This window comes from Phenylobacterium sp. (assembly GCF_004299445.1).
Taxonomy (GTDB): domain Bacteria; phylum Pseudomonadota; class Alphaproteobacteria; order Caulobacterales; family Caulobacteraceae; genus Phenylobacterium.
The window spans coordinates 1-19029 of record NZ_SCTC01000057.1 but is presented as its reverse complement, the minus strand read 5'-3'; the positions used below and the strand labels follow the sequence as shown (position 1 = coordinate 19029).

The 19029-nt window shown below is 68.5% G+C and carries 19 protein-coding genes; 8 read left to right on the top strand and 11 right to left on the bottom strand.

Annotated elements, in window-relative coordinates; all coding sequences use genetic code 11:
• The 4 genes from grxD to EPN98_RS15810 form a co-directional block, all read right to left on the bottom strand.
• Positions 1–348 (bottom strand): Grx4 family monothiol glutaredoxin, encoded by a 348-nt coding sequence (gene grxD / locus EPN98_RS15825; RefSeq protein WP_293363874.1) that lies wholly within the window; start codon positions 346–348, stop codon positions 1–3.
• 60 nt (positions 349–408) lie between these two features.
• Entirely contained in the window at positions 409–642 is a 234-nt protein-coding gene (locus tag EPN98_RS15820) for a BolA family protein (RefSeq protein ID WP_293363873.1), read from the bottom strand.
• A 63-nt stretch (positions 643–705) separates the two neighbouring features.
• Positions 706–1182 (bottom strand): DUF1579 domain-containing protein, encoded by a 477-nt coding sequence (locus EPN98_RS15815; protein WP_293363872.1) that lies wholly within the window; start codon positions 1180–1182, stop codon positions 706–708.
• Positions 1183–1259: 77 nt separating this feature from the next.
• A complete protein-coding gene (locus tag EPN98_RS15810; RefSeq protein WP_293363871.1) occupies positions 1260–2492 on the bottom strand; it encodes a serine hydrolase domain-containing protein in 1233 nt (410 codons plus the stop codon).
• Between the two features lie 175 nt (positions 2493–2667).
• Here EPN98_RS15810 and EPN98_RS15805 point away from each other — a divergent pair, with 175 nt between their 5' ends.
• Entirely contained in the window at positions 2668–3159 is a 492-nt protein-coding gene (locus tag EPN98_RS15805) for a CinA family protein (protein ID WP_293363952.1), read from the top strand.
• A 68-nt stretch (positions 3160–3227) separates the two neighbouring features.
• Positions 3228–3458 (top strand): DUF4287 domain-containing protein, encoded by a 231-nt coding sequence (locus EPN98_RS15800; RefSeq protein ID WP_293363870.1) that lies wholly within the window; start codon positions 3228–3230, stop codon positions 3456–3458.
• Here the strand turns inward: EPN98_RS15800 and EPN98_RS15795 are convergent.
• On the bottom strand, positions 3455–4480 hold the full coding sequence (locus tag EPN98_RS15795; RefSeq protein ID WP_293363869.1) for an NADP-dependent oxidoreductase: 1026 nt from the start codon (positions 4478–4480) through the stop codon (positions 3455–3457). The two genes, EPN98_RS15800 and EPN98_RS15795, sit on opposite strands and share 4 nt — an antisense overlap.
• Before the next feature lie 127 nt (positions 4481–4607).
• On the opposite strand from EPN98_RS15795, the gene EPN98_RS15790 reads away from it, so the two are divergent.
• Genes EPN98_RS15790 through EPN98_RS15780 form a run of 3 tightly spaced genes read left to right on the top strand, consistent with a single transcriptional unit; the run spans position 4608 to position 7956 of the window.
• Positions 4608–5024 carry a GNAT family acetyltransferase gene (locus EPN98_RS15790; RefSeq protein WP_293363868.1) on the top strand — a complete coding sequence of 139 codons (417 nt, stop codon included), beginning with the start codon at positions 4608–4610 and terminating at the stop codon, positions 5022–5024.
• A 49-nt stretch (positions 5025–5073) separates the two neighbouring features.
• Positions 5074–6906 (top strand): NAD(P)/FAD-dependent oxidoreductase, encoded by a 1833-nt coding sequence (locus tag EPN98_RS15785; RefSeq protein WP_293363867.1) that lies wholly within the window; start codon positions 5074–5076, stop codon positions 6904–6906.
• 30 nt (positions 6907–6936) lie between these two features.
• Complete coding sequence (locus tag EPN98_RS15780; protein WP_293363866.1) at positions 6937–7956, top strand: helix-turn-helix domain-containing protein; 1020 nt, start codon at positions 6937–6939, stop codon at positions 7954–7956.
• Here EPN98_RS15780 and EPN98_RS15775 read toward each other — a convergent pair.
• Together EPN98_RS15775 and EPN98_RS15770 are read right to left on the bottom strand one after the other, a co-directional pair.
• Positions 7953–8465 (bottom strand): tetratricopeptide repeat protein, encoded by a 513-nt coding sequence (locus tag EPN98_RS15775; protein WP_293363865.1) that lies wholly within the window; start codon positions 8463–8465, stop codon positions 7953–7955. The genes EPN98_RS15780 and EPN98_RS15775 overlap by 4 nt on opposite strands.
• Before the next feature lie 47 nt (positions 8466–8512).
• Positions 8513–9685, bottom strand: a complete 1173-nt coding sequence (locus EPN98_RS15770) for an alanine racemase (protein ID WP_293363864.1) — start codon at positions 9683–9685, stop codon at positions 8513–8515.
• A gap of 178 nt (positions 9686–9863) precedes the next feature.
• Between EPN98_RS15770 and EPN98_RS15765 the strand changes: the two genes are divergently transcribed.
• Positions 9864–10673 carry an SDR family oxidoreductase gene (locus EPN98_RS15765; RefSeq protein ID WP_293363863.1) on the top strand — a complete coding sequence of 270 codons (810 nt, stop codon included), beginning with the start codon at positions 9864–9866 and terminating at the stop codon, positions 10671–10673.
• A 6-nt stretch (positions 10674–10679) separates the two neighbouring features.
• On the opposite strand, the gene purL is transcribed toward EPN98_RS15765, so the two are convergent.
• On the bottom strand, positions 10680–12905 hold the full coding sequence (gene purL, locus EPN98_RS15760; protein ID WP_293363862.1) for a phosphoribosylformylglycinamidine synthase subunit PurL: 2226 nt from the start codon (positions 12903–12905) through the stop codon (positions 10680–10682).
• A 127-nt stretch (positions 12906–13032) separates the two neighbouring features.
• Here purL and EPN98_RS15755 point away from each other — a divergent pair, with 127 nt between their 5' ends.
• Complete coding sequence (locus EPN98_RS15755) at positions 13033–14622, top strand: tetratricopeptide repeat protein (protein ID WP_293363861.1); 1590 nt, start codon at positions 13033–13035, stop codon at positions 14620–14622.
• Positions 14623–14692: 70 nt separating this feature from the next.
• Positions 14693–16279, top strand: coding sequence for an amidohydrolase (locus EPN98_RS15750; RefSeq protein WP_293363860.1), 1587 nt, complete (start codon positions 14693–14695; stop codon positions 16277–16279).
• On the opposite strand, the gene EPN98_RS15745 is transcribed toward EPN98_RS15750, so the two are convergent.
• From EPN98_RS15745 to EPN98_RS15735, 3 genes are all read right to left on the bottom strand, one after another.
• Positions 16276–17049, bottom strand: a complete 774-nt coding sequence (locus EPN98_RS15745; protein ID WP_293363859.1) for an SDR family NAD(P)-dependent oxidoreductase — start codon at positions 17047–17049, stop codon at positions 16276–16278. The genes EPN98_RS15750 and EPN98_RS15745 overlap by 4 nt on opposite strands.
• A 4-nt stretch (positions 17050–17053) precedes the next feature.
• Complete coding sequence (locus tag EPN98_RS15740; protein ID WP_293363858.1) at positions 17054–18109, bottom strand: phosphotransferase; 1056 nt, start codon at positions 18107–18109, stop codon at positions 17054–17056.
• 68 nt (positions 18110–18177) lie between these two features.
• Positions 18178–19029 (bottom strand): CocE/NonD family hydrolase (locus tag EPN98_RS15735; protein ID WP_293363857.1); only part of this gene is annotated, 852 nt, incomplete at its 5' end.

Genomic DNA, 19029 nt, shown 5'->3' with positions numbered 1-19029 from the left:
CTACGCGTCCGGGAGAAGGCCCTGCTCGGCGAGCATCGTCTTGAGCTCGCCCGACTGGAACATCTCGCGGACGATGTCGCAGCCGCCGACGAACTCGCCCTTCACGTAGAGCTGGGGAATCGTCGGCCAGTCGGAGAAGGTCTTGATGCCTTCACGCAGCTGGTCGTTCTGCAGGACGTTCACGCCGACGAAATCGACGCCCAGATGGTCGAGGATCTGGACCGTGACCGCCGAGAAGCCGCACTGGGGCTGCTCCGGCACGCCCTTCATGAACAGGATCACGTCGTGCTCGGAGACCGACTTGGCGATCCATTCGTGCACGGGATTGGCGGTGGCGGCGTCAGACATAGGTTCGCCCTTTCGGCGCGGATATCGTCATCAAAGAGCTAGGGACGCAGGTTCCCCGGGTCAAGCGGGCGCACTGGTCTCCAGGGCCAGCGCGTGCAGTTCGCCGCCCATCCTGCCTTTCAGCGCGGCATAGACCAGCTGGTGCTGGCGCACGCGGTTCAGGCCGGCGAATGCGGCCGACACGATGCGGGCCTTGTAGTGATCGCCATCGCCGGCGAGGTCGTGCACCTCGATGGTCGCGTCGGGGAAGCCTTCGCGCAGCGCGGCTTCAAGGTCGGGTTGGGACATCGGCATGGAGCGGACTTAAGGTGCCGTCCGTTCGGCGTCCAGAGGGGCGGTCGGCTGAACCCGGCCGCCTTAGGCCGTGCGCGTGAAACGCATGACCCAGTTGTCTTCCCAGGTCGCGCCGCCGTCATACGAGAACGACTGCGTCCAGCGCGCCTGGCCCACGTCGATCACGTCCCAACGATAGCGCACCTGCACCGGCCGATCGCCGTCGAGGTCCTGGCCGTAGAACAGGCCTGTCCCACCGTCGAAGCGGCCATGGACCGGCGGCTGCACCAGGCCGTCGGCGCTCGACACCCAGTGGATCGACCAGATCTGGCGGGCCACGTCGAAGCTGCGGAAGGCGACGCCCTGGCCTCCTCGCTCGAAGTCGTTCTCCTCGATGTTGCACAGTCCGTCCATCAGCCCCTGGGTGAAGCTGGAGCCGTCGAAGGTGTGCCAGTCGTCGCTGCCGACCCCGCGCGCGGTCAGGCGACGGTGCTGCACGGCCCAGCGACCGTACAGAAAGTGGAAGTCGCGGCGTCCGTCGTCGTGGGCGTCATAGGCCATCGGTCGTCCCTCGTGTCTGGGGCAACCTAGGCAGGGCCTGCTGACAGCCGTCTGTCAGCAGGACGACGCCGCTCGCATCAATCGATAATCGATGAGTAGACGATGCTCTTCAGCTGGCCGCGGAAGTTGAAGGTGCCCGACGGCATCAGCTGGGTCATGAAGACGACGCTGAGGTCCTCCTTGGGGTCGACCCAGAAGATCGTCGAGGCCGCGCCGCCCCAGTAGTAGTCGCCCGCGCCCAGGCCGCCCGCGTCCACTTCGTTGAGCGAGGACGCGAAGCCCAGGCCGAAGCCCACGCCATCGTAAGCGGTCTCCGAGAAGCCGCCCAGCGCCACGTCGGTCAGGTTCCGGCCGCCGGGCAGGTGGTTCATGTGCATCATGGCGATGGTGCGCGGGCCCAGCACGCGGTGGCCGTCCAGCTCGCCGCCCCGGCGCAGCATCTCGCAGAACCGCAGATAGTCGGCGCTGGTGCCGGTAAGCCCGCCGCCGCCCGACTGAAAGCCTGGCGTCTTGGTGAAGTTGGACGTGGCCGGGTCGTCGATCAGCTGGAGTTTTTTGTCGGGGCCGCGCTGATAGTTGGCGGCGAAGCGGTCGATCTTGTCCGCGGCCACCTGGAACGATGTGTCCTTCATGCCCAGCGGCTTGAAGATCATCTCGTCGAGGTACTGATCGAACGGCTTGCCCGAGATCAGCTCGACCAGGGCGCCACAAACGTCGGTGGCCAGCGAGTACATCCAGGCCTGGCCCGGCTGATAGCGCAGCGGCACCTTCGACAGCTTGTCCATGAAGCCCGCCATGCTGTCGGGGGCGTCGAACGAGCGGATTTTGAGCTCGCGGTAGATCTTGTCGATCGGGTGCTGGATGCCCACGCCGGGCAGGCCGCCGCCATACGTGAGGCCCGCGGTGTGGCAGAGCACGTCGCGGAAGGTGATGGGTCGATGCGGCGCCTCGGTGACCATATCGTCGCCCTCGCCCGAGACCCACACGCGGTGGTTCTTCCAGGACGGGACCACGCGGCTGACAGGGTCGTTCAGCTGGAAGTAGCCCTGCTCGTACAGGGTCATCAGCGCGACCGAGGTGATCGGCTTGGTCATGGAGTAGATGCGATAGATCGTGTCGTCGCGGGTGGGCTTGTCGCGCTCCAGGTCCATCGAGCCGAACGACTTGAAGTAGGCGAGGTGCCCGTGGCGGGCGACACTGACCTGGCAGCCCGCGATCTTGCCGGGGCCGATGTAGTTGCGCTCCAGGTGTTCGCCGATGCGTTCCAGGCGGCCCGCGTCCAGGCCGGTCCACTGCGACTGGGCGTCCATCAAAATTCCTCCCGACGATTATCGTTCTGCCTGCAATGCGCCATCATGGGCGCCGAACAAGCGTTTGGCCAAGAGCGCATCGGCTTGGCTGGACGATCTGTCGGGGAGCTGGATTGCGCTCTCGATCTTAAGCAAAGAATCCTGTCCCCAAAGGGACAGGGGGAGAAGGATGGGTATGGAGGCGCTCTATGCGCTCGCCGCTGAGATCGGCGAGAGACTGAAAGCCCGCGGCGAGAAGATCGCCGTCAACGAGAGCTCGTCCGGCGGGCTGATTTCGGCCGCGCTGCTGAGCGTGCCGGGCGCCAGCGCCTACTACCTGGGCGGCGCAGTGGTCTACACGCCAAAGGCGCGCGTGCTGCTCACAGACATCCCGCGCGAGGCGCTGGAAGGCATGCGTTCGTCCAGCGAGCCCTACGCCCAGCTCCTGGCCCGCAACGCCCGCGAACGCTACGGCGCGACCTGGGGCATCTCCGAGACGGGTGCGGCGGGTCCGACCGGCAATCCGTACGGCGACGCGGCGGGTCACACCTGCGTGGCGGTGGCGGGGCCGGTGGAGGCGGTGCTGACCATCGAGACGGCCGAGAGCGACCGCCAGGCCAACATGCTGGCCTTCGCGATGGCGTCCCTGTCGCTGCTCAAGAGGGCCTTGGACGCCATGGAGGCCTGAGTGCGGGCTTGTCGGGATCGGGCGCACCTGAGCGTCCTAAGGGGGACGCGCCAGCGGAGTCTCGAACCATGTCCTTCCAAGCCTATCTCGACAACATCCAGACCAAGACCGGCAAGACGCCGGATCAACTGCGGGCCCTTGCGGCCGAAAAGGGCTTCACCGAGGCCGGCGTGCTGAGGAAGGGCGTGAAGGCCGGCGAGGTGCTGGCCTGGCTGGCGCAGGACTTCGGCCTTGGCCGCGGCCACGGCATGGCCATCGTGGCGTTGCTCAAGGGTGCGAAGACCGAGGGCGACGCCTAGATCGTGGGGTCGGGACTGATGCGCACCAGCATCTTCCCGAAGTTGCCGCCCTTCAGCATCTCGGCGAAGGCCGCCGGCAGGCTCTCCAGGCCCTCTCGGATGTCCTCGAGGTAGCGGACCTTGCCGTCGGCCACCCATGGCCCGACCTCGGCCAGGAAGGCGTCGTGGTGGCCCTCGACGTAGTCGCCGACGAAGAGGTTGTTGACGCTGACACCGCGAGCCTCGGCGGCGGCGCGTTCGGCCGCGCCGGCGTCGCCCCCCTCGTCGCCGTAGTGGGCGATCAGGCCGCAGATGGTCATCCTTGAGCCCTTGTTGAACAGCGGCAGGACCGCCTCGAACACGGCGCCGCCCACGTTCTCGAAATAGACGTCGATCCCGCCTGGACAGGCGGCCTTCAGATCGTCGGCGAAGGTCGGCGACAGGTGGCTGACGCAGGCGTCGTAGCCCAGCTCGCCGGTGACGAAGGCGCATTTCTCGGGTTTGCCGGCGATGCCCACCACGCGCGCGCCACGCTGCTTGGCCAGCTGGCCCGCGATCTGGCCGACGCCTCCGGAGGCGGCCGAGACCACCACCGTCTCGCCGGCCTTGGGTAGGCCCTGCAGGATCATGCCGGCGTAGGCCGTGAGACCCAGCATGCCCAGCACGCCCACCGCCTGGGAGATGCGGCCCTTCGCTGGGTCGAGCTTGCGGGGGACCATATAGCCGGGCCGCGGCACGCCTTCGCCCATCAGGCCATACTCGGCCCAGCCATTGGTGCAGAACACGAAGTCCCCGGGCGCCAGGCCCTCGATGTTGGACTGCACCACCTGGGCCACCGTCCGCGCGTGGCACGGCGCGCCCTCCGGCTCCACGCCGCGGCGCTTGTAGCCCCACTGGTAGGGATCGAGCGACACATAGATCGTCCGAGTCAGCGCCTGTCCGGGACCGGGGGTCGGCACCTCCGCCTCCCGCAGCGCAAAGGTGTCAGGGCCGGGCCACGGCGGCGGCGGGCGCTGGGCGAGGGTCCAGTATCGGTTGGTCATGCGGCCATCGTGCGGACGCAGGGCGCGGCCTGCAAGCCGGACGTGAGGGAACCGGCGAAGGGTTCCGCGTCGCCCGGGATTGGCTAGGCTCGCGCTGAAGGCTTGAGGCGTGAGGCGGGGGGCGGGCGTGGCGTTGACGATCCGGGACATGGAGGCCGCCGACGAGGCGCAGTTGGTCGCGCTCTGGAACGCGTCGGGCGTGTCGCGGCCGTGGAACGATCCGGCGCGCGACATTGCCTTCGCGCGCAAGGGACCGCATTCGACCGTGCTGGTGGGCGTAGACGGCGATCGCGTGGTGGCTTCGGCCATGGTGGGCGAGGACGGGCATCGCGGCTGGGTCTACTACGTCGCGTCCGCGCCCGAACGGCAGGGCGAGGGGCTGGGCAGGGCCATGATGGATGCTGCAGAGGCGTGGCTACTGGCGCGTGGGATCTGGAAGATCCAGCTGCTCGTCCGCGCCGACAATGCCCGCGCCCACGGCTTCTACGAGCGCCTGGGCTACCGCGATACCGAGACGACCTGCTTCCAGAAGGTGATCGGCTAGAGCGAACCGCGGTTGACGGACGCGCACGTAAGCGGCGCACTCTCTTGCCATGACAATCCGCCCTGAACTGACAGCCATCGTCGGCGAGCTCGATTTCGATCCCGACGCCCTGCACGCCAAGTACCTGTTCGAGCGGGACAAGCGGCTGCGAAGCGACGGCATCGAGCAGTACGTCGAGGTCACGGCCGAGTTCTCGCACTATGTCGACGACCCCTATGTGGAGCCGGGCTTCACACGGGAGCCTGTCACTGACGAGGTCGAATTCGCGATCATCGGCGGGGGGTTCGGCGGCCTGTTGATGGGTGCGCGCCTGCGCGAGGCCGGGGTCGATAGCATCCGGGTGGTCGAGGCGGCGGGCGATTTCGGCGGCACCTGGTACTGGAACCGCTATCCCGGCGCGATGTGCGACGTGGAGAGCTACGTCTACCTGCCGCTGCTGGAAGAGCTGGGCTACATCCCCAAGCACAAGTACTCGTTCGCGCCCGAGATCCTGGAGCATTCCAAGGCGATCGCGCGGCATTTCAGGCTCTACGACGACGCCCTGATGCAGACCTCGATCACCGGGATGGCCTGGGACGAGGCGGACGGAAAATGGGTCATCGAGACCAACCGCGGCGACCGCTTCAAGGCCCGCTACGTGGCCATGGCCAATGGCCCGCTGAGCCGACCCAAGCTGCCCGGGATCCCGGGGATCAACGACTTCCAGGGGCACACCTTCCACACCAGCCGGTGGGACTATCGCTACACCGGCGGCGACTCGACCGGCGGCCTGACGGGGCTCAAGGACAAGCGGGTCGGGATCATCGGCACCGGCGCGACAGGGGTGCAGTGCATCCCGCATCTGGGCGAGTGGGCCAAAGAGCTCTACGTCTTCCAGCGCACCCCCTCGTCGGTGGACGTGCGCAACAACGGGCCCACCGATCCGGCCTGGGCCGCCAGCCTGCACCCGGGCTGGCAGCAGCACCGGATGGACAATTTCAACACCGTGGTCTCGGGCGGCAGCGCCGAGGTGGACCTGGTAAGCGACGGCTGGACCGACATCTTCCGCAATCTGCAGAACAGCGCGGTGAAGGAAGCGGGCAAGAAGCTGGGCCGCCGCCTGAGCAGCGAGGAGCGCGGGCAACTGCTGGAGCTGGCGGACTATCGCAAAATGAACCAGGTCCGCGCCCGCGTGGACTCGATCGTCCGGGACCCCGTCACCGCCGCGGCGCTCAAGCCCTGGTACCGACAGTTCTGCAAGCGGCCGTGCTTCCACGACGAGTACCTGCAGACCTTCAACCGGCCGAACGTGACCCTGGTGGACACGCACGGAAAGGGTGTCGAGGCGCTTACGAAGACCGGGGTCGTGGCCAACGGCCGGGAGTATCCGGTGGACTGCCTGATCTTCGCGACCGGGTTCGAGGTGGGCACGTCGTACACCCGTCGCGCAGGATACGACATTGTGGGGCGGGGCGGCACGACGCTGTCCCAGCACTGGGCCGATGGCTTGCGCACGCTGCACGGCCTGACCACGACCGGCTTCCCGAACTGCTTTTTCCTGGGCTTCACCCAGACCGCCATCACCATCAGCGTGCCCCAGGCCCTGAACGAGCAGGCGCGGCACGTGACCCATCTGGTGACCGAAGCCAAGGCTCGCGGCGCCCAGGTGCTGGAGCCGACGCCCGAGGCCGAAGAGGCCTATGTGCAGGAGGTGCGTAGCCTGGCGCGAATGGGACAGCGCTACTATTCAGAGTGCACCCCAGGCTACTACAACTCGGAAGGGCAGGCGGGGAATCGCCAGGGCTTCTTCTCCGACATGTACGGGGCGGGACCGCTGGTGTTCTTCGAGGTGCTGAAGGCCTGGCGCGCGGCGGGAGACCTCAAGGGGCTGTCCCTGCGCTGACCCCGGGGGCAGCGCGGCGCGGAGGGATCGGTGGCAGACGGCATTCCGCACCTCAGCTTCGACGGCGCCGAGGTCCCCGTGGGCGAGCGCCGCGCGCGGTGGGAGGCGCTGATCGGGGCCTACGATGTCTGTCTGCCCGACGGCGTCGCCGAAGCCGACTTCTCGGTGGCTTCCGAGTCATGGCTGCTGGGCGAACTGGTGGTCACCCGTGGTCGCCTGAGCCCGGTCGAATTGCGACGCTCGGCCGATCGCGTCGCGGCGGACGGGCGCGACACCTTCACCTTCGGACTGGTGACCCGCGGACATCTGGCCGGCGATTTCGATGGACGCGCCTGCGAGCTGCGCCCGGGGCAGGTGTGTGTCATCGACTTCGCGCGGCCCTGGCGGGCTGCGACGGCGCCCACCGACTTCATCCTGATGGCCGTGCCCAGGGCCTCGATCGCGGGGATGGCGCCGCGGGCGGGCGACCTGCACGGGGGGCTGCTGGATGGGGCCCCGGCGCGGATACTGGCCGAGCACTTCGCCGCGCTGGTGCGCCACCTGCCACAGGCCAGTCTCGAGGATGCGCCGGTGATCCAGCGCACGACCCTGCGCATGATTGCTGAGAGCCTCGAAAGCCTGGCCCCCGGCGAGCCCGCCGAGCCGGGGCCGATGGAAGGGCGGGTGGCGTTCCGCGTCCGCCGCCACGTGGAGGCGCGACTGGCGTCCGGGGATCTGTCACCGGCGACGATCTGCCAGGCCGTGGGCGTCAGTCGGCCCACCCTCTACCGCGCCTTCCAGACGACCGGTGGGATTGCCAAGTACATCCAGCGGCGACGGCTCGAAGCCGTTCACATCCTGCTCTCCGACCCCGCCGAGACACGCAGCCTGGCGGAGCTGGCGCTGGCCTACGGCTTTTCCAGCCACGCCCACTTCACCACCGCGTTCCGCCGCCGGTTCGGCTACACGCCGCGGGACGCCCGCGGCGGGAGCGCCAGCGGTTCGGCCGCCGAAACAGCGCAGATGTTCCGGTCCTGGGTCCTGGAGTTGGCCGCCCAGCCGACGCGCTAGGAACCCTTGGCCGCCGTTTCGCGGATGGCGGTTTCCACGTCGGCCTTGAGTCTGCTGAGCTGACCCGCCTGATAGCAGCCGCTGCATTCCCGCAGCTTGGTCTCCAGCCAGGCCAACTGGACAGTGGCCTTGGGATCGCCCGTCCGGGCATAGGCGACGCCCAGCCCGGCGCGCGCCTCGGGGTGCGTGGGGTGGAGCCGCACGGCTGTGGTGTAGGTGGTCCGTGCGCCCTTCCAATCCTGCAGACCCTGCTGGGCTGAGCCTAGCAGAAGCCAGGCCTCGACCCGCTTGGGATCGGCGCGGGTGACCGACTGGGCATACTTGCGCGCGGTCTTGTAGTCCTTGTCGCGCAGCGCTTTGGTGGCCACGTCGACGTTGCGTTGGGTGACCTCGCGCTGAGCGCCGGCCATGGCGTTGGCCCCGCTCTCGTAGAGCTCGGTCTCGGACTGAGACCAGGCGGGCGATGCGCAGGCCACAATGGCCGTCAGGATCAGGGCGCCAATCCGCATCGCTTCACCCCTTCCAAGATCACGGCAAAGGCTGACCGCGCTGTATTCTATTGCGAGGCGCCTCGCGCATCCACGAGCACAATGTCGACGAGTATGCCATCCTGCACGAGGTGGAAGACGTCGTATCGATCCAGGGTGGGGTCGATGTGGCCGGGAGCCAGGGCGATGCGTTCGCCCCGTGCGACGGGCGCGCCCTCGGGCCGGGAGAGCATACCGTGCTCGTCGCCGAAGAAGCGGTAGCGGCAGGCCTCAAACTTCGGCGTCAGCGCTCGGGGCATCGGTCCGTCGGTGGAGAAGGCCTTTAGGCCCGCGTCCAGGGTCACCCACTTGGGGTGGTTGGTCGTGATCACGGTGCTGACGATGGTCGCCGCCTGCTCGAACTCGCCGTCGGGGTCGGCTTTCAGCGCGTCGCGATACTCGGTGTCCATGAACGCGAAGGAGCCCGGTTGAACCTCGTTCAATACCCCCTGCGCGGCGTCGGCGGCGAAGGTGCCGGTGCCGCCGCCGGTGACGACCTCGACCGCTCCGCCCTCGGCGCGGATGGCGGCGATGGCGGCGGTGAGCTTCTGCATGCCTTCGGCGACGGCTGAGGCCCGCGCATTGGCGCCCTCCATGTGCTGCCACGCGCCGCCGTAGCCCTGCACGCCCAGCAGACGCAGGCTCGGCTGGGCCAGGACGGCGCGGGCGACGGCGGCGGCCTGTTCGGCGTCATGGCAGCCGGTGCGGCCCAGGCCAACGTCGATGTCGATGACCACCTGGATCGGCGACGTGGCCGCCGCGCCCAACTCGGCGGCGGCGTCGGGATGGTCGACCACGAGGCGGAAGTCGGGGAGGGATGCGGCCAACTGCGCGGCGCGCGCGGCGCTGGCGGGGCCGGCGATCGGAGAGGTGACCAGGATCTGGCCGATCCCCGCCGCCGCTAACGCCTCGGCCTCGGCCAGCTTGGCGCAGCAGACGCCCACCGCGCCGGCCGCCAGCTGTCGGCGGACCAGAGCGGCGCACTTGTGCGATTTGGCATGAGGACGAAGAGCCAGCCCGGCGGCCTTGGCGCGCGCGGCCATCTTCGCGACGTTGCGGTCGAAAGCGTCGAGGTCGATCACCGCGGCCGGGGTGGGTATCGTGTCGGCCGACCCGGGCGCGCCCAGGTGCGCGATCGCCAGCGCCATGTGCGGCTTGTCGGCTAGCGGTCCGAGGTGCGCCCGAACGATGTCCTGGTCCATGAGCCACTCCCGCTCGTCCCCGCGCGTGCGGGGCCCCGATTGCTAGCTAGAGGGTCCAGGACGCGGCTGGAAGCCTCTGCGTCCCCGCATGCGCGGGGATGAGCGACGAGATTGAGCGGATTGTGCATGGCCGCCTCGTAGGGCGGCAGGTTTCAATCGGGGCTCAGGGAGACCACACATGACCAAGACGATCTTCATCACCGGCGCCTCCACCGGCCTGGGCCGCGCCACGGCGCTGCTGTTTGCGGGCAAGGGCTGGAAGGTGATCGCCACGATGCGCAACCCGGCGGCGGGCGCCGACCTGGCGGCGCAGGGCGTCACCGTGATGGCGCTGGACGTCACCAATCCGGCGCAGATCGCAGAGGCGGCGAAGGCGGCCCTGGCGCTGGGTCCGGTGGACGTCCTCTTCAACAACGCAGGCTACGGCCTGGCCGGGCCCTTCGAAGGTGCGACGGACGAACAGCTGCGCGCCGAACTCGACACCAACCTGCTGGGCGTGATGCGGGTGACGCAGGCGTTCCTGCCGGCCATGCGCGAGCGGGGGCAGGGCACGATCCTCACCACCACCTCGATCGGCGGGCTGGTCACCTTCCCGTTCAACTCGGTCTATCACGCGACCAAGTGGGGCCTGGAAGGCTGGAGCGAGAGCCTCGCCTACGAGCTCGCGCCGTTCGGCATCAAGGTGAAGACGGTGGCGCCCGGCGGCATCGCCACCGACTTCGCCAGCCGCTCGCTGGTGATGACCCAGCACAGCGCCTATGGCGAGGCGATGGCCAGGACGTTCGCCGCGTTTTCCAACCCCGAGCGGCGGTCGAACGCCTCCAGCGCCGAAAAGATCGCCGACGCCGTCTGGGACGCCGTGAACGATGACGCCGACAGGGTCAGCTACGTGGCGGGCGACGACGCCAAGGCGACCTACGCCCAGCGGCTGGCCGTGGGCGTCGAGGCGTTCCGCGCCGGAATCCGGCAGGCGTTCCTGGGCGGCTAGCGCGCCTTAGGCTGGCTCGCCCATGAAGGCCGGCATCCAGCCTTCGTGGGCCGTCCTGAGCGCGTCCAGCTGGAGGGCGGCCAGCAGGCCGCTCTGGCCGGTGAACGACACCTCGTCGCCGCCGGCCTGTCCCACCACGTCGTAGGCGACGCCGGCCGCCTCGGCCTTGGCGTCCAGTTCGTCGAGTTGGTCACGGCGCAGCGCGACCAGGTATCGGGCCTGGTCTTCACCGAAAAAGACAGCGTGATCCGGTACATCGCCCTGGATGTTCAGCGCCATGCCCACACCCGACGCCAAGGCCATCTCGACCGCCGCGGCCACCAGCCCGCCATCCGAAAGGTCGTGGACCACGGTCACGTCGCCCGATTGGATGAGGTCGCGGACCAGGTCGCCATTGCGTTTCTCGGTCGCCAAGTCGACCGGTGGCGGGGCCCCCTCTTCACGGCCGTGGACCTCGCGGAGGTACATCGAGGCGCCCAACCAGCCGGTGGTCTCGCCGATCAGAACCAGCTGGTCGCCCGGCTTCAGCGACGCGAAGTCCGCGCGCTTGCCGTAGTCGGCGATCAGGCCGACGCCGCCCACGGCCGGGGTCGGCGGAATGGCCGCGCCGTTGGTCTCGTTGTAGAGGCTGACGTTGCCGCTCACGACCGGGAAGTCGAGCGCGCGGCAGGCCTCGGCCATGCCGTCGATAGCGCGCACGATCTGGCCCATGATCTCGGGGCGCTCGGGATTGCCGAAATTGAGGTTGTCGGTGATGGCGATCGGCGAGGCGCCCACGGCCGTCAGGTTGCGCCAGGCCTCGGCGACGGCCTGCTTGCCGCCCTCGTAGGGATCGGCCTGCACGTAGCGGGGCGTGACGTCCGAGGTCATGGCCAACGCCTTGCGCCCCCCGTGGACGCGCACGATCCCCGCGTCAGCGCCGGTGGCCGAGTCTTCAAGGGTGTCGGCCATTACGTGGCGGTCGTACTGCTCCCATAGCCAGCGCTTGGACGCCATGTCGGGGGCGCTCATCAGCTTCAGGATCGCAGCGTTCCAGTCGCTCGGCGCCGGCACGTCGGCAGGCGACAGCACAGGATGCGCCTTCGGGGCGACCCAGGGGCGGTCGTACAGCGGCGCGTCGTCGAACAGCGGCGCCAGAGGCACGTCGGCGACCGTCTGGCCGTGGTGCTTCAGCACCAGGTGGCCGGTGTCGGTGGTGACGCCGATGATGGCGGCGTCCAGACCCCACTTCTCGAAGATGGCGTGGCCGTCGCGCTCGCGGCCCGGCTTCAGGATCGCCAGCATGCGCTCCTGGCTCTCGGACAGCATCATTTCGTAGGCTGTCATGCCCTCTTCGCGCTGGGGCACGTGGTCGAGGTCGAGCTCGATGCCGACGCCGCCCTTGCCGGCCATTTCGACCGACGAGGAGGTGAGGCCGGCCGCGCCCATGTCCTGGATGGCGGCCACCGCGCCCGAGGCCATCAGCTCCAGGGTGGCCTCGATCAGCAGCTTCTCGGCGAAGGGGTCGCCAACCTGCACGGTCGGGCGCTTCTCCTCCGCGTCTTCAGAGAACTCCGCCGAGGCCATGGTGGCGCCGTGGATGCCATCGCGGCCCGTCTTCGAGCCGAAGTAGACGACGCTGAGGCCCGCCGCAGGGGCGGCCGAGTAGAAGATCTTGTCCGCGTCGGCCAGGCCCACGCACATCGCGTTGACCAGGATGTTGCCGTCGTAGCCGCGGTGGAAATTGGTCTCGCCGGCGACAGTCGGGACGCCCACGCAATTGCCGTAACCGCCGATGCCGGCGACGACGCCCGAGACGAGGCGCCGGGTCTTGGGATGGCTCGGGTCGCCGAAGCGCAGCGCGTTCAGCAGCGCGATCGGGCGGGCGCCCATTGTGAAGACGTCGCGCATGATGCCGCCGACGCCGGTGGCCGCGCCCTGGTACGGCTCAATGTACGAGGGGTGGTTGTGGCTCTCCATCTTGAAGATGCAGGCCTCGCCGTCGCCGATGTCGATGACCCCGGCGTTTTCGCCCGGACCGCAGATCACCTTGGGCCCCGACGTCGGGAACTTACCCAGGTGGATCTTGCTGGACTTGTAGCTGCAGTGCTCGGACCACATCACCGAGAAGACGCCCAGTTCGACGTCGTTCGGCTCGCGATTCAGCCGCTTGACGATGACGTCGTACTCGTCGGCTTTCAGGCCATACTCAGCGGCCTTCTCGGCCAGGGTCTTGGTGGGCTGGGCGCTCATGGCGGGCCTTCTAGACGGACTCTCGCGTGGGCGCGAGAGGCGCGGCGCCGCGGGCGTTGAACACCGCGGTTTACGGGCGTCGGGGGAACCTGCTACCGCCGACCTTGCCCAAGGAGCGCCCGCCAAGATGCCCGCCGATCCGTTCCCGCCCGAGGTCGACACCGCCTCGCTGATGGAGGCGGCGGCGGCGATGCATCGGCAGGGGCAGTTCGGGCCGGCGTCGGGGCTCTATTCCGAAGTGCTGCGACGCGATCCAAGCCACGCCGAGGCCTACCATCAGCTGGGCCTGGTCGCGATGCAGGTTCGTCAGCCGGAGAAAGCGGCGGAGTTGTTCGCGCTGGCGCTCGGCGCCGGTCCGCCGACGGCCGCGATGTACGCCAACTTCGGCGAAGCGCTGATGGCGCTGGGGCGACGTTTCGAGGCGGTAGGCGAGTACACCCGGGCGATCGAGATGCAGCCCGATCTTGCAGAAGCCTATGGCCGAAAGGGAGACGCCGAGCTGGCGCTGGGGCGCGTGGCCGACGCGCGGCTAAGCTTCGAGCAGGCGCTGGCGCGAAAGCCGGGCCTAGCTTCGGCCCACCTGGGTCTGGGCGGCGCGCTGAGCGCCGAGGGCCGGTTCGACGCGGCGCTGGCGGCCTTCCAGGCGGCCGCCGCGCTCAACCCCTCCAGCCTCGCAGCGCACTTCAACCGCGGCAACGTCCTGCGCGCCCTGGGCCGAGTGGACGAGGCGATTGCGAGCTACGATGCGGCGATCGCGCTCAACCCGGAATTTGCCATCGGCCACCATAACCGCGCCTTCTGCCTGCTCCAGGCCGGGCGGCTGGCTGAGGGCTTCGCGGAGTACGAGTGGCGGGCGAAGTGCCCGACCTTCGAGGACCCCAGGTACGGCCTCCCGAACCGCTGGACGGGGGCGGAGGATCTCGCGGGCAAGCGGCTCTTCATCTTTCCCGAGCTGTTCCTGGGTGACGTGATCCAGTTCAGCCGCTACGCGACCATGGCGGCGGCGCGGGGCGCGAAGGTGACGCTGGGTGCGCCAAAGGCGCTTCACGGTCTGCTGCGTGGCCTGACCGGCGAGATCGACCTAGTCGACGAGGGCGCGACGCCGGACTTCGACCTGCAGGCGCCGTTGATGAGCTTGCCGCACGCCTTCGGGACGACGTTGGAGAACTTGCCCGGGGTGGCGCGGTACATCTCGGCCGATCCGGCGCGGGTGGCGAAGTGGCGCGAGCGGATCGGGCCCGAGGGGTTGAAGATCGGCGTCGTCTGGCAAGGCAGCACTCAGCCCTATGCGCTGCCGCTGGCTCGGTCCTTCCCGCTGTCGATGCTGGCTCGCGTTGGTGCGATCCCGCTGGTGCGCTTGATCAGCCTGCAGAAGGTGAACGGGCTGGATCAACTCGAAAGCTTACCTGCCGGCATGACCGTGGAGACCTTGGGCGACGACTTCGATCCCGGGCCGGACATGTTCATGGACACCGCAGCCGCTATGGAGGCCTGCGACTTCGTCATCACCCCCGACACCTCGACAGCGCATCTGGCTGGCGCGCTCGGCGTCCGGACGTTGGTAGCGCTGCCTTATGTAGCAGACTGGCGCTGGCTTATGGGCCGGACGGACAGCCCCTGGTACCCCTACATGTGGCTGTACCGGCAGACCGAGCGGGGCGTCTGGGATGGCGTCTTCGCCGAAATAGAGAACAGGCTTTGGGCGGAACTCGCCTAGGTTCAGCCGTGGCTTGATTTCCCCGCGGCGGCGTGCCCGGCTGTCGCCTTCGCGTAAGGGGGAGTTGGGCATGTTTCGGACGATTCTGGCGGGCGTGGCCGCCGCTACGGTGCTGACCGGCCAGCCGGCGATGGCGGCGCCCGCGCCGGCCAAGCTGAAGGCCGAGGCTGCGGCCAAGGTCGAGGCCCAGGCCAAGCTGGCCCAGCAGATCGTCGACACCGTCTTCAGCTTCGGCGAGCTGGGCTACCAGGAGTTCGAGACCTCCCGCTACCTGTCGGACCTGCTGGAGAAGAACGGCTTCACGGTCACGCGCGGGGTGTCGGGCATGCCGACCGCCTGGACCGCGACCTGGACGTCGGGGACGGGCGGGCCGGTGATCGCCCTGGGCAGCGACATCGACGGCATCCCCAAGGCCTCGCAGATGCCGGGCGTGGCCTACCGCAAGCCGATGATCGAGGGCGCCCCCGGACACGGCGAGGGCCACAACTCGGGCCAGGCGGTGAACATCGTGGCCGCGCTTGCGCTCAAGGAGATCATGACGCGGGAGAAGATACCGGGAACGCTGATGCTCTGGCCGGGCGTGGCCGAGGAACTGGTGGGCGCCAAGGCCTGGTTCGTGCGCGACGGCGTCTTCAAGAATGTCGACGCCACCATCTTCACCCACGTCGGCGACAACCTGCAGACCGGCTGGGGCCGGCCGCTGGGCACCGGTCTCGTGTCGGTCGAGTACACCTTCAGCGGCGAGTCCGCGCACTCGGCGATGGCGCCGTGGCGGGGCAAGAGCGCGTTGGACGCGGTCGAACTGATGAACATGGGCTGGAACATGCGCCGCGAGCACCTGCGCCCGCTGCAGCGCTCGCACTACGTGATCTCGGATGGGGGCGACCAGCCCAACGTCGTCCCGTCGAAGGCCAGCGTCTGGTATTTCTTCCGCGAGATCGACTTCGAGAACATCGCCAAAAACTACGCGCTGGGGAACAAGATCGCCGACGCCGCCGCGGCGATGACCGACACCACGGTGAGCCGGCGGATCGTGGGGACCGCCGCCCCGCGCCACTTCAGCAAGCCTATGGCGCTCGCGATGCAGGCCAACATCGACAAGGTCGGGCTTCCGACCTGGACGCCCGATGAGCAGACGTTCGCAAAGGCCGTGCAGAAGCTCGTGGGCGGCGACCAGGACGGCCTCGCGCTCAAGCTGAAGCCTCTGGGGGCTCCCACCGATCCGCCGGTCAGCGGCGGCTCGGACGACATCGGCGACATCTCCTGGACCGTGCCGACGGTGGTGCTGAACTATCCTTCGAACATCCCGAACCTGCCGGGCCACAACTGGGCGAACGCCATGTCGATGGCCACGCCGATCGCGCACAAGGGCGTGGTCTCAGGCGGCAAGGTGGTTGCGATGACCGTGCTGGACCTGCTGCTCGACCCCAAGCTGCTGCCGGCGGCCAGGACCTACTTCACCACCGAGCAGGTCAAGGAAGGGCGGTACGATCCGATTATCGGCGCGGGCGACAAGCCCGTGATCGAACGGAACGCCGACATCATGGCGACCTACCGGCCGCTGATGAAGCCGCTGTACTACGACGCCGGGAAGTACCCGACCTACCTGGATCAGCTGGGTGTGAAGTTCCCGGAACTGACGCCGCCGAAGCCCTAGCGCGTCTGCCCGCCATCCACCGGCACCACGGCCCCGGTGACGAAGCTGGCGAGGGGGCTCAGCAGGAACGCAGCCACGGCGCCGATCTCTTCGGGCTTGCCATAGCGGTTGAGCGGCACTTCGCGGCGGATCCAGCGGGCCCAGTTTTCGGCGCGTGGGCCGGTCGCGTTCGCTTCCCAGGTCCCGCCCGGGAAGATGATGTTGCCGGGCGCGATGGCGTTGACGCGGACGTTCTTGGGGCCGGCGATGCGCGCCAGCTCCTTGGTCATGTGGTTCATGGCCGCCTTGGACGTGCCGTAGGTCATGGCGGTGCCCAGGGCGCCGAGCCCGGCGATCGAGCTGATCAGCAGGACCGAGCCCTCGCCTCGCGGGGTCATGCGGCGCAGGGCGGCGCGCGACAGCCGCCAGGCCGAGTCCAGGTTCTGGGTGAAGCCCGCATCCCAGGTCTCGTCGTCCACCTCGAAGCCGGGCGGGCAGGGATAGAGGCCGACATTGGCGACGGCGCCGAAGATCGGCCCCAGCTCGTCCTCGGTTCGGGCGACTGCATCCTCGATGACCTGGGTGTAGCGCATGTCGCCGCTGATCGCCAGCAGCCGGTCGGCGCCATAGGCGTCGGCCAGGCGCGCGCGCTCGGCCTCCAGCGCCTCGGCGCCGCGGGCGGTGATGGCCAGCTTCGCGCCCTCGGCCAGGCACGCCTCCACGATGCCCAGGCCAATTCCGCGGCTGGCGCCGGCGATGAAGATGACCTTGCCGTCCAGTCCAAGGTGCATGCGGCTATTCCCGTCCTTCGAGGATGGCGAGCGCCTGCTCGGCCAGCGGCGGACAGCCGTTGATGGCCTCACCTTCGCGGGCCGAGTTGCCGCCCAGGATGCGGCGGTAGACGCCCTGGCTGATCGAGGCCAGGCGGAAGATGGAGAACGCCATCAGGAACGGCCAGTCCTCGATCTCGCCGCGGCCGGTGCGTTCGCAGTAGCGGGCCACGTACTCGGCCTCGGTCGGGATGCCCGACGTGGCGAAGTCGACGCCGTCCAGACTGCCCCAGCCCGGCGAATGCGAGCGCCAGATGAAGCCGTTATAGGCGATATCGGCCAGCGGGTGACCGATGGTGGAGAGCTCCCAGTCCAGCACCGCGACGATGCGGTTCTCGGTGGGGTGGAACATGACGTTCTCGAGCCGGTAGTCGCCGTGGGCGATCGAGACCGACTGGTCCTGGGGAATGCGCGCCGGCAGCTTGTCGATCAGCGCGTCCATGGCCGGGATCTCGTCGGTCTTGGCGCCTTCGTACTGGCGGGTCCAGCGGGCGATCTGACGCTCGAAGTAGTTGCCGGGCCGGCCGTAGTCGCCCAGGCCCACGGCTTCGAAGTCCACCTGGTGCAGCTTGGCGAGGGTGGCGTTCAAGTCGTCGTAGATCTCGGCGCGATCCTTGGGCGTCAGGCCGGGGAGGGTGGCGTCGCGGAAGATGCGGCCTTCCAGATAGTCCATGACGTAGAACGTGGCGCCGATGATGTCGGGGTCCTCGCACAGTGCGCGCATCCTGGGGACCGGGACGTGCCCTTCGAGGGCGCGCATGGCTCGGAACTCGCGGTCGACCTGGTGAGCCGACGCGAGAAGCTGGCCAGGTGGCTTCTTGCGGAGGACGTAGCGGTGGCCATCACCGGCCGTCACCAGGAACGTCGGGTTGGAGGCTCCGCCCTGGAACTGCTGGACGCGGAGCGGACCGCGATAACCCTCGACGTTCGCCGCCATCCAGTCGGCGAGGCGGGCTTCATCGAACCGGTGCGCCGGGAGGACGTCGCGGACCGGGGGATCGAGGGCTTCGGAGGTGCTCATGGTCGCCATGCTCCCAATCCCGCCGCCCGGGTCAACGGGGACGCCACGGAACCCCCGTACAATGCGCCTCAGTTCGCCGGGATCACCGGAAGCTCGATCGAGGACGCCGTCTCGCCGCTGACGTAGATCCTCTGCGTGGCTTTCCGGTAGTCCGAGGGCTTGGCGAAGAAGATGTTCGGCACGAACGTCTGCGGGTTGCGGTCGTAGAGGGGGAACCAGCTGGACTGGACCTGCACCATGATCCGGTGCCCCGGCTTGAAGACGTGGTTCGTAGGCGGCAGTTCGTAGCGGTAGTTCTGCACCTTGCCGGCGGGGATCGCCGTCGGCTTCTCGAGGCTTTCGCGGTAGCGACCGCGGAAGATCTCCATGGCCACGCCCAGTTCGTAGCCGCCCATCTGCGGGTCGGACGGGACCGTATCGGGGTAGACGTCGATCAGCTTCACGACCCAGTCGCTGTCGGTGCCGCTGGTGGACGCGAAGAGGTTCACGACCGGCTCGCCCGAAATCTTGAGCGGCGCCTTGAGGGGCTCGGTCACGAAGGTCAGCACGTCGGGGCGCCCGTCCACGTGGCGCTGGTCCGACGTGAGCCAGAAGCGCCATTGGTCGGCGTCGTCCCACCGCACCGGGCGGCGCACATAGGGCACCGGCTTCGCCGGGTCGGAGACGTACTCCTCGAACATCGGTCCGCCCTTGGCCATGGCCTTGTCGAACGACAGCCCCATCCCGGGATTGAGGTAGATGGGCTTGAGCTGGGTGGTCTGCGGATACTTCTGCAGGCGGTCCCAGCGCATGGACCCGCTGTCGAAGATGAAGACCGGCGGGATGTTGGCCTTGGGGCCGTTCGTCTTCAGGTGTTCGTCGAGGAACGGCTTCATGACCGTCAGCCGGAACTCGGTGGCGGTGTCGCCGGGCAGCTTGAG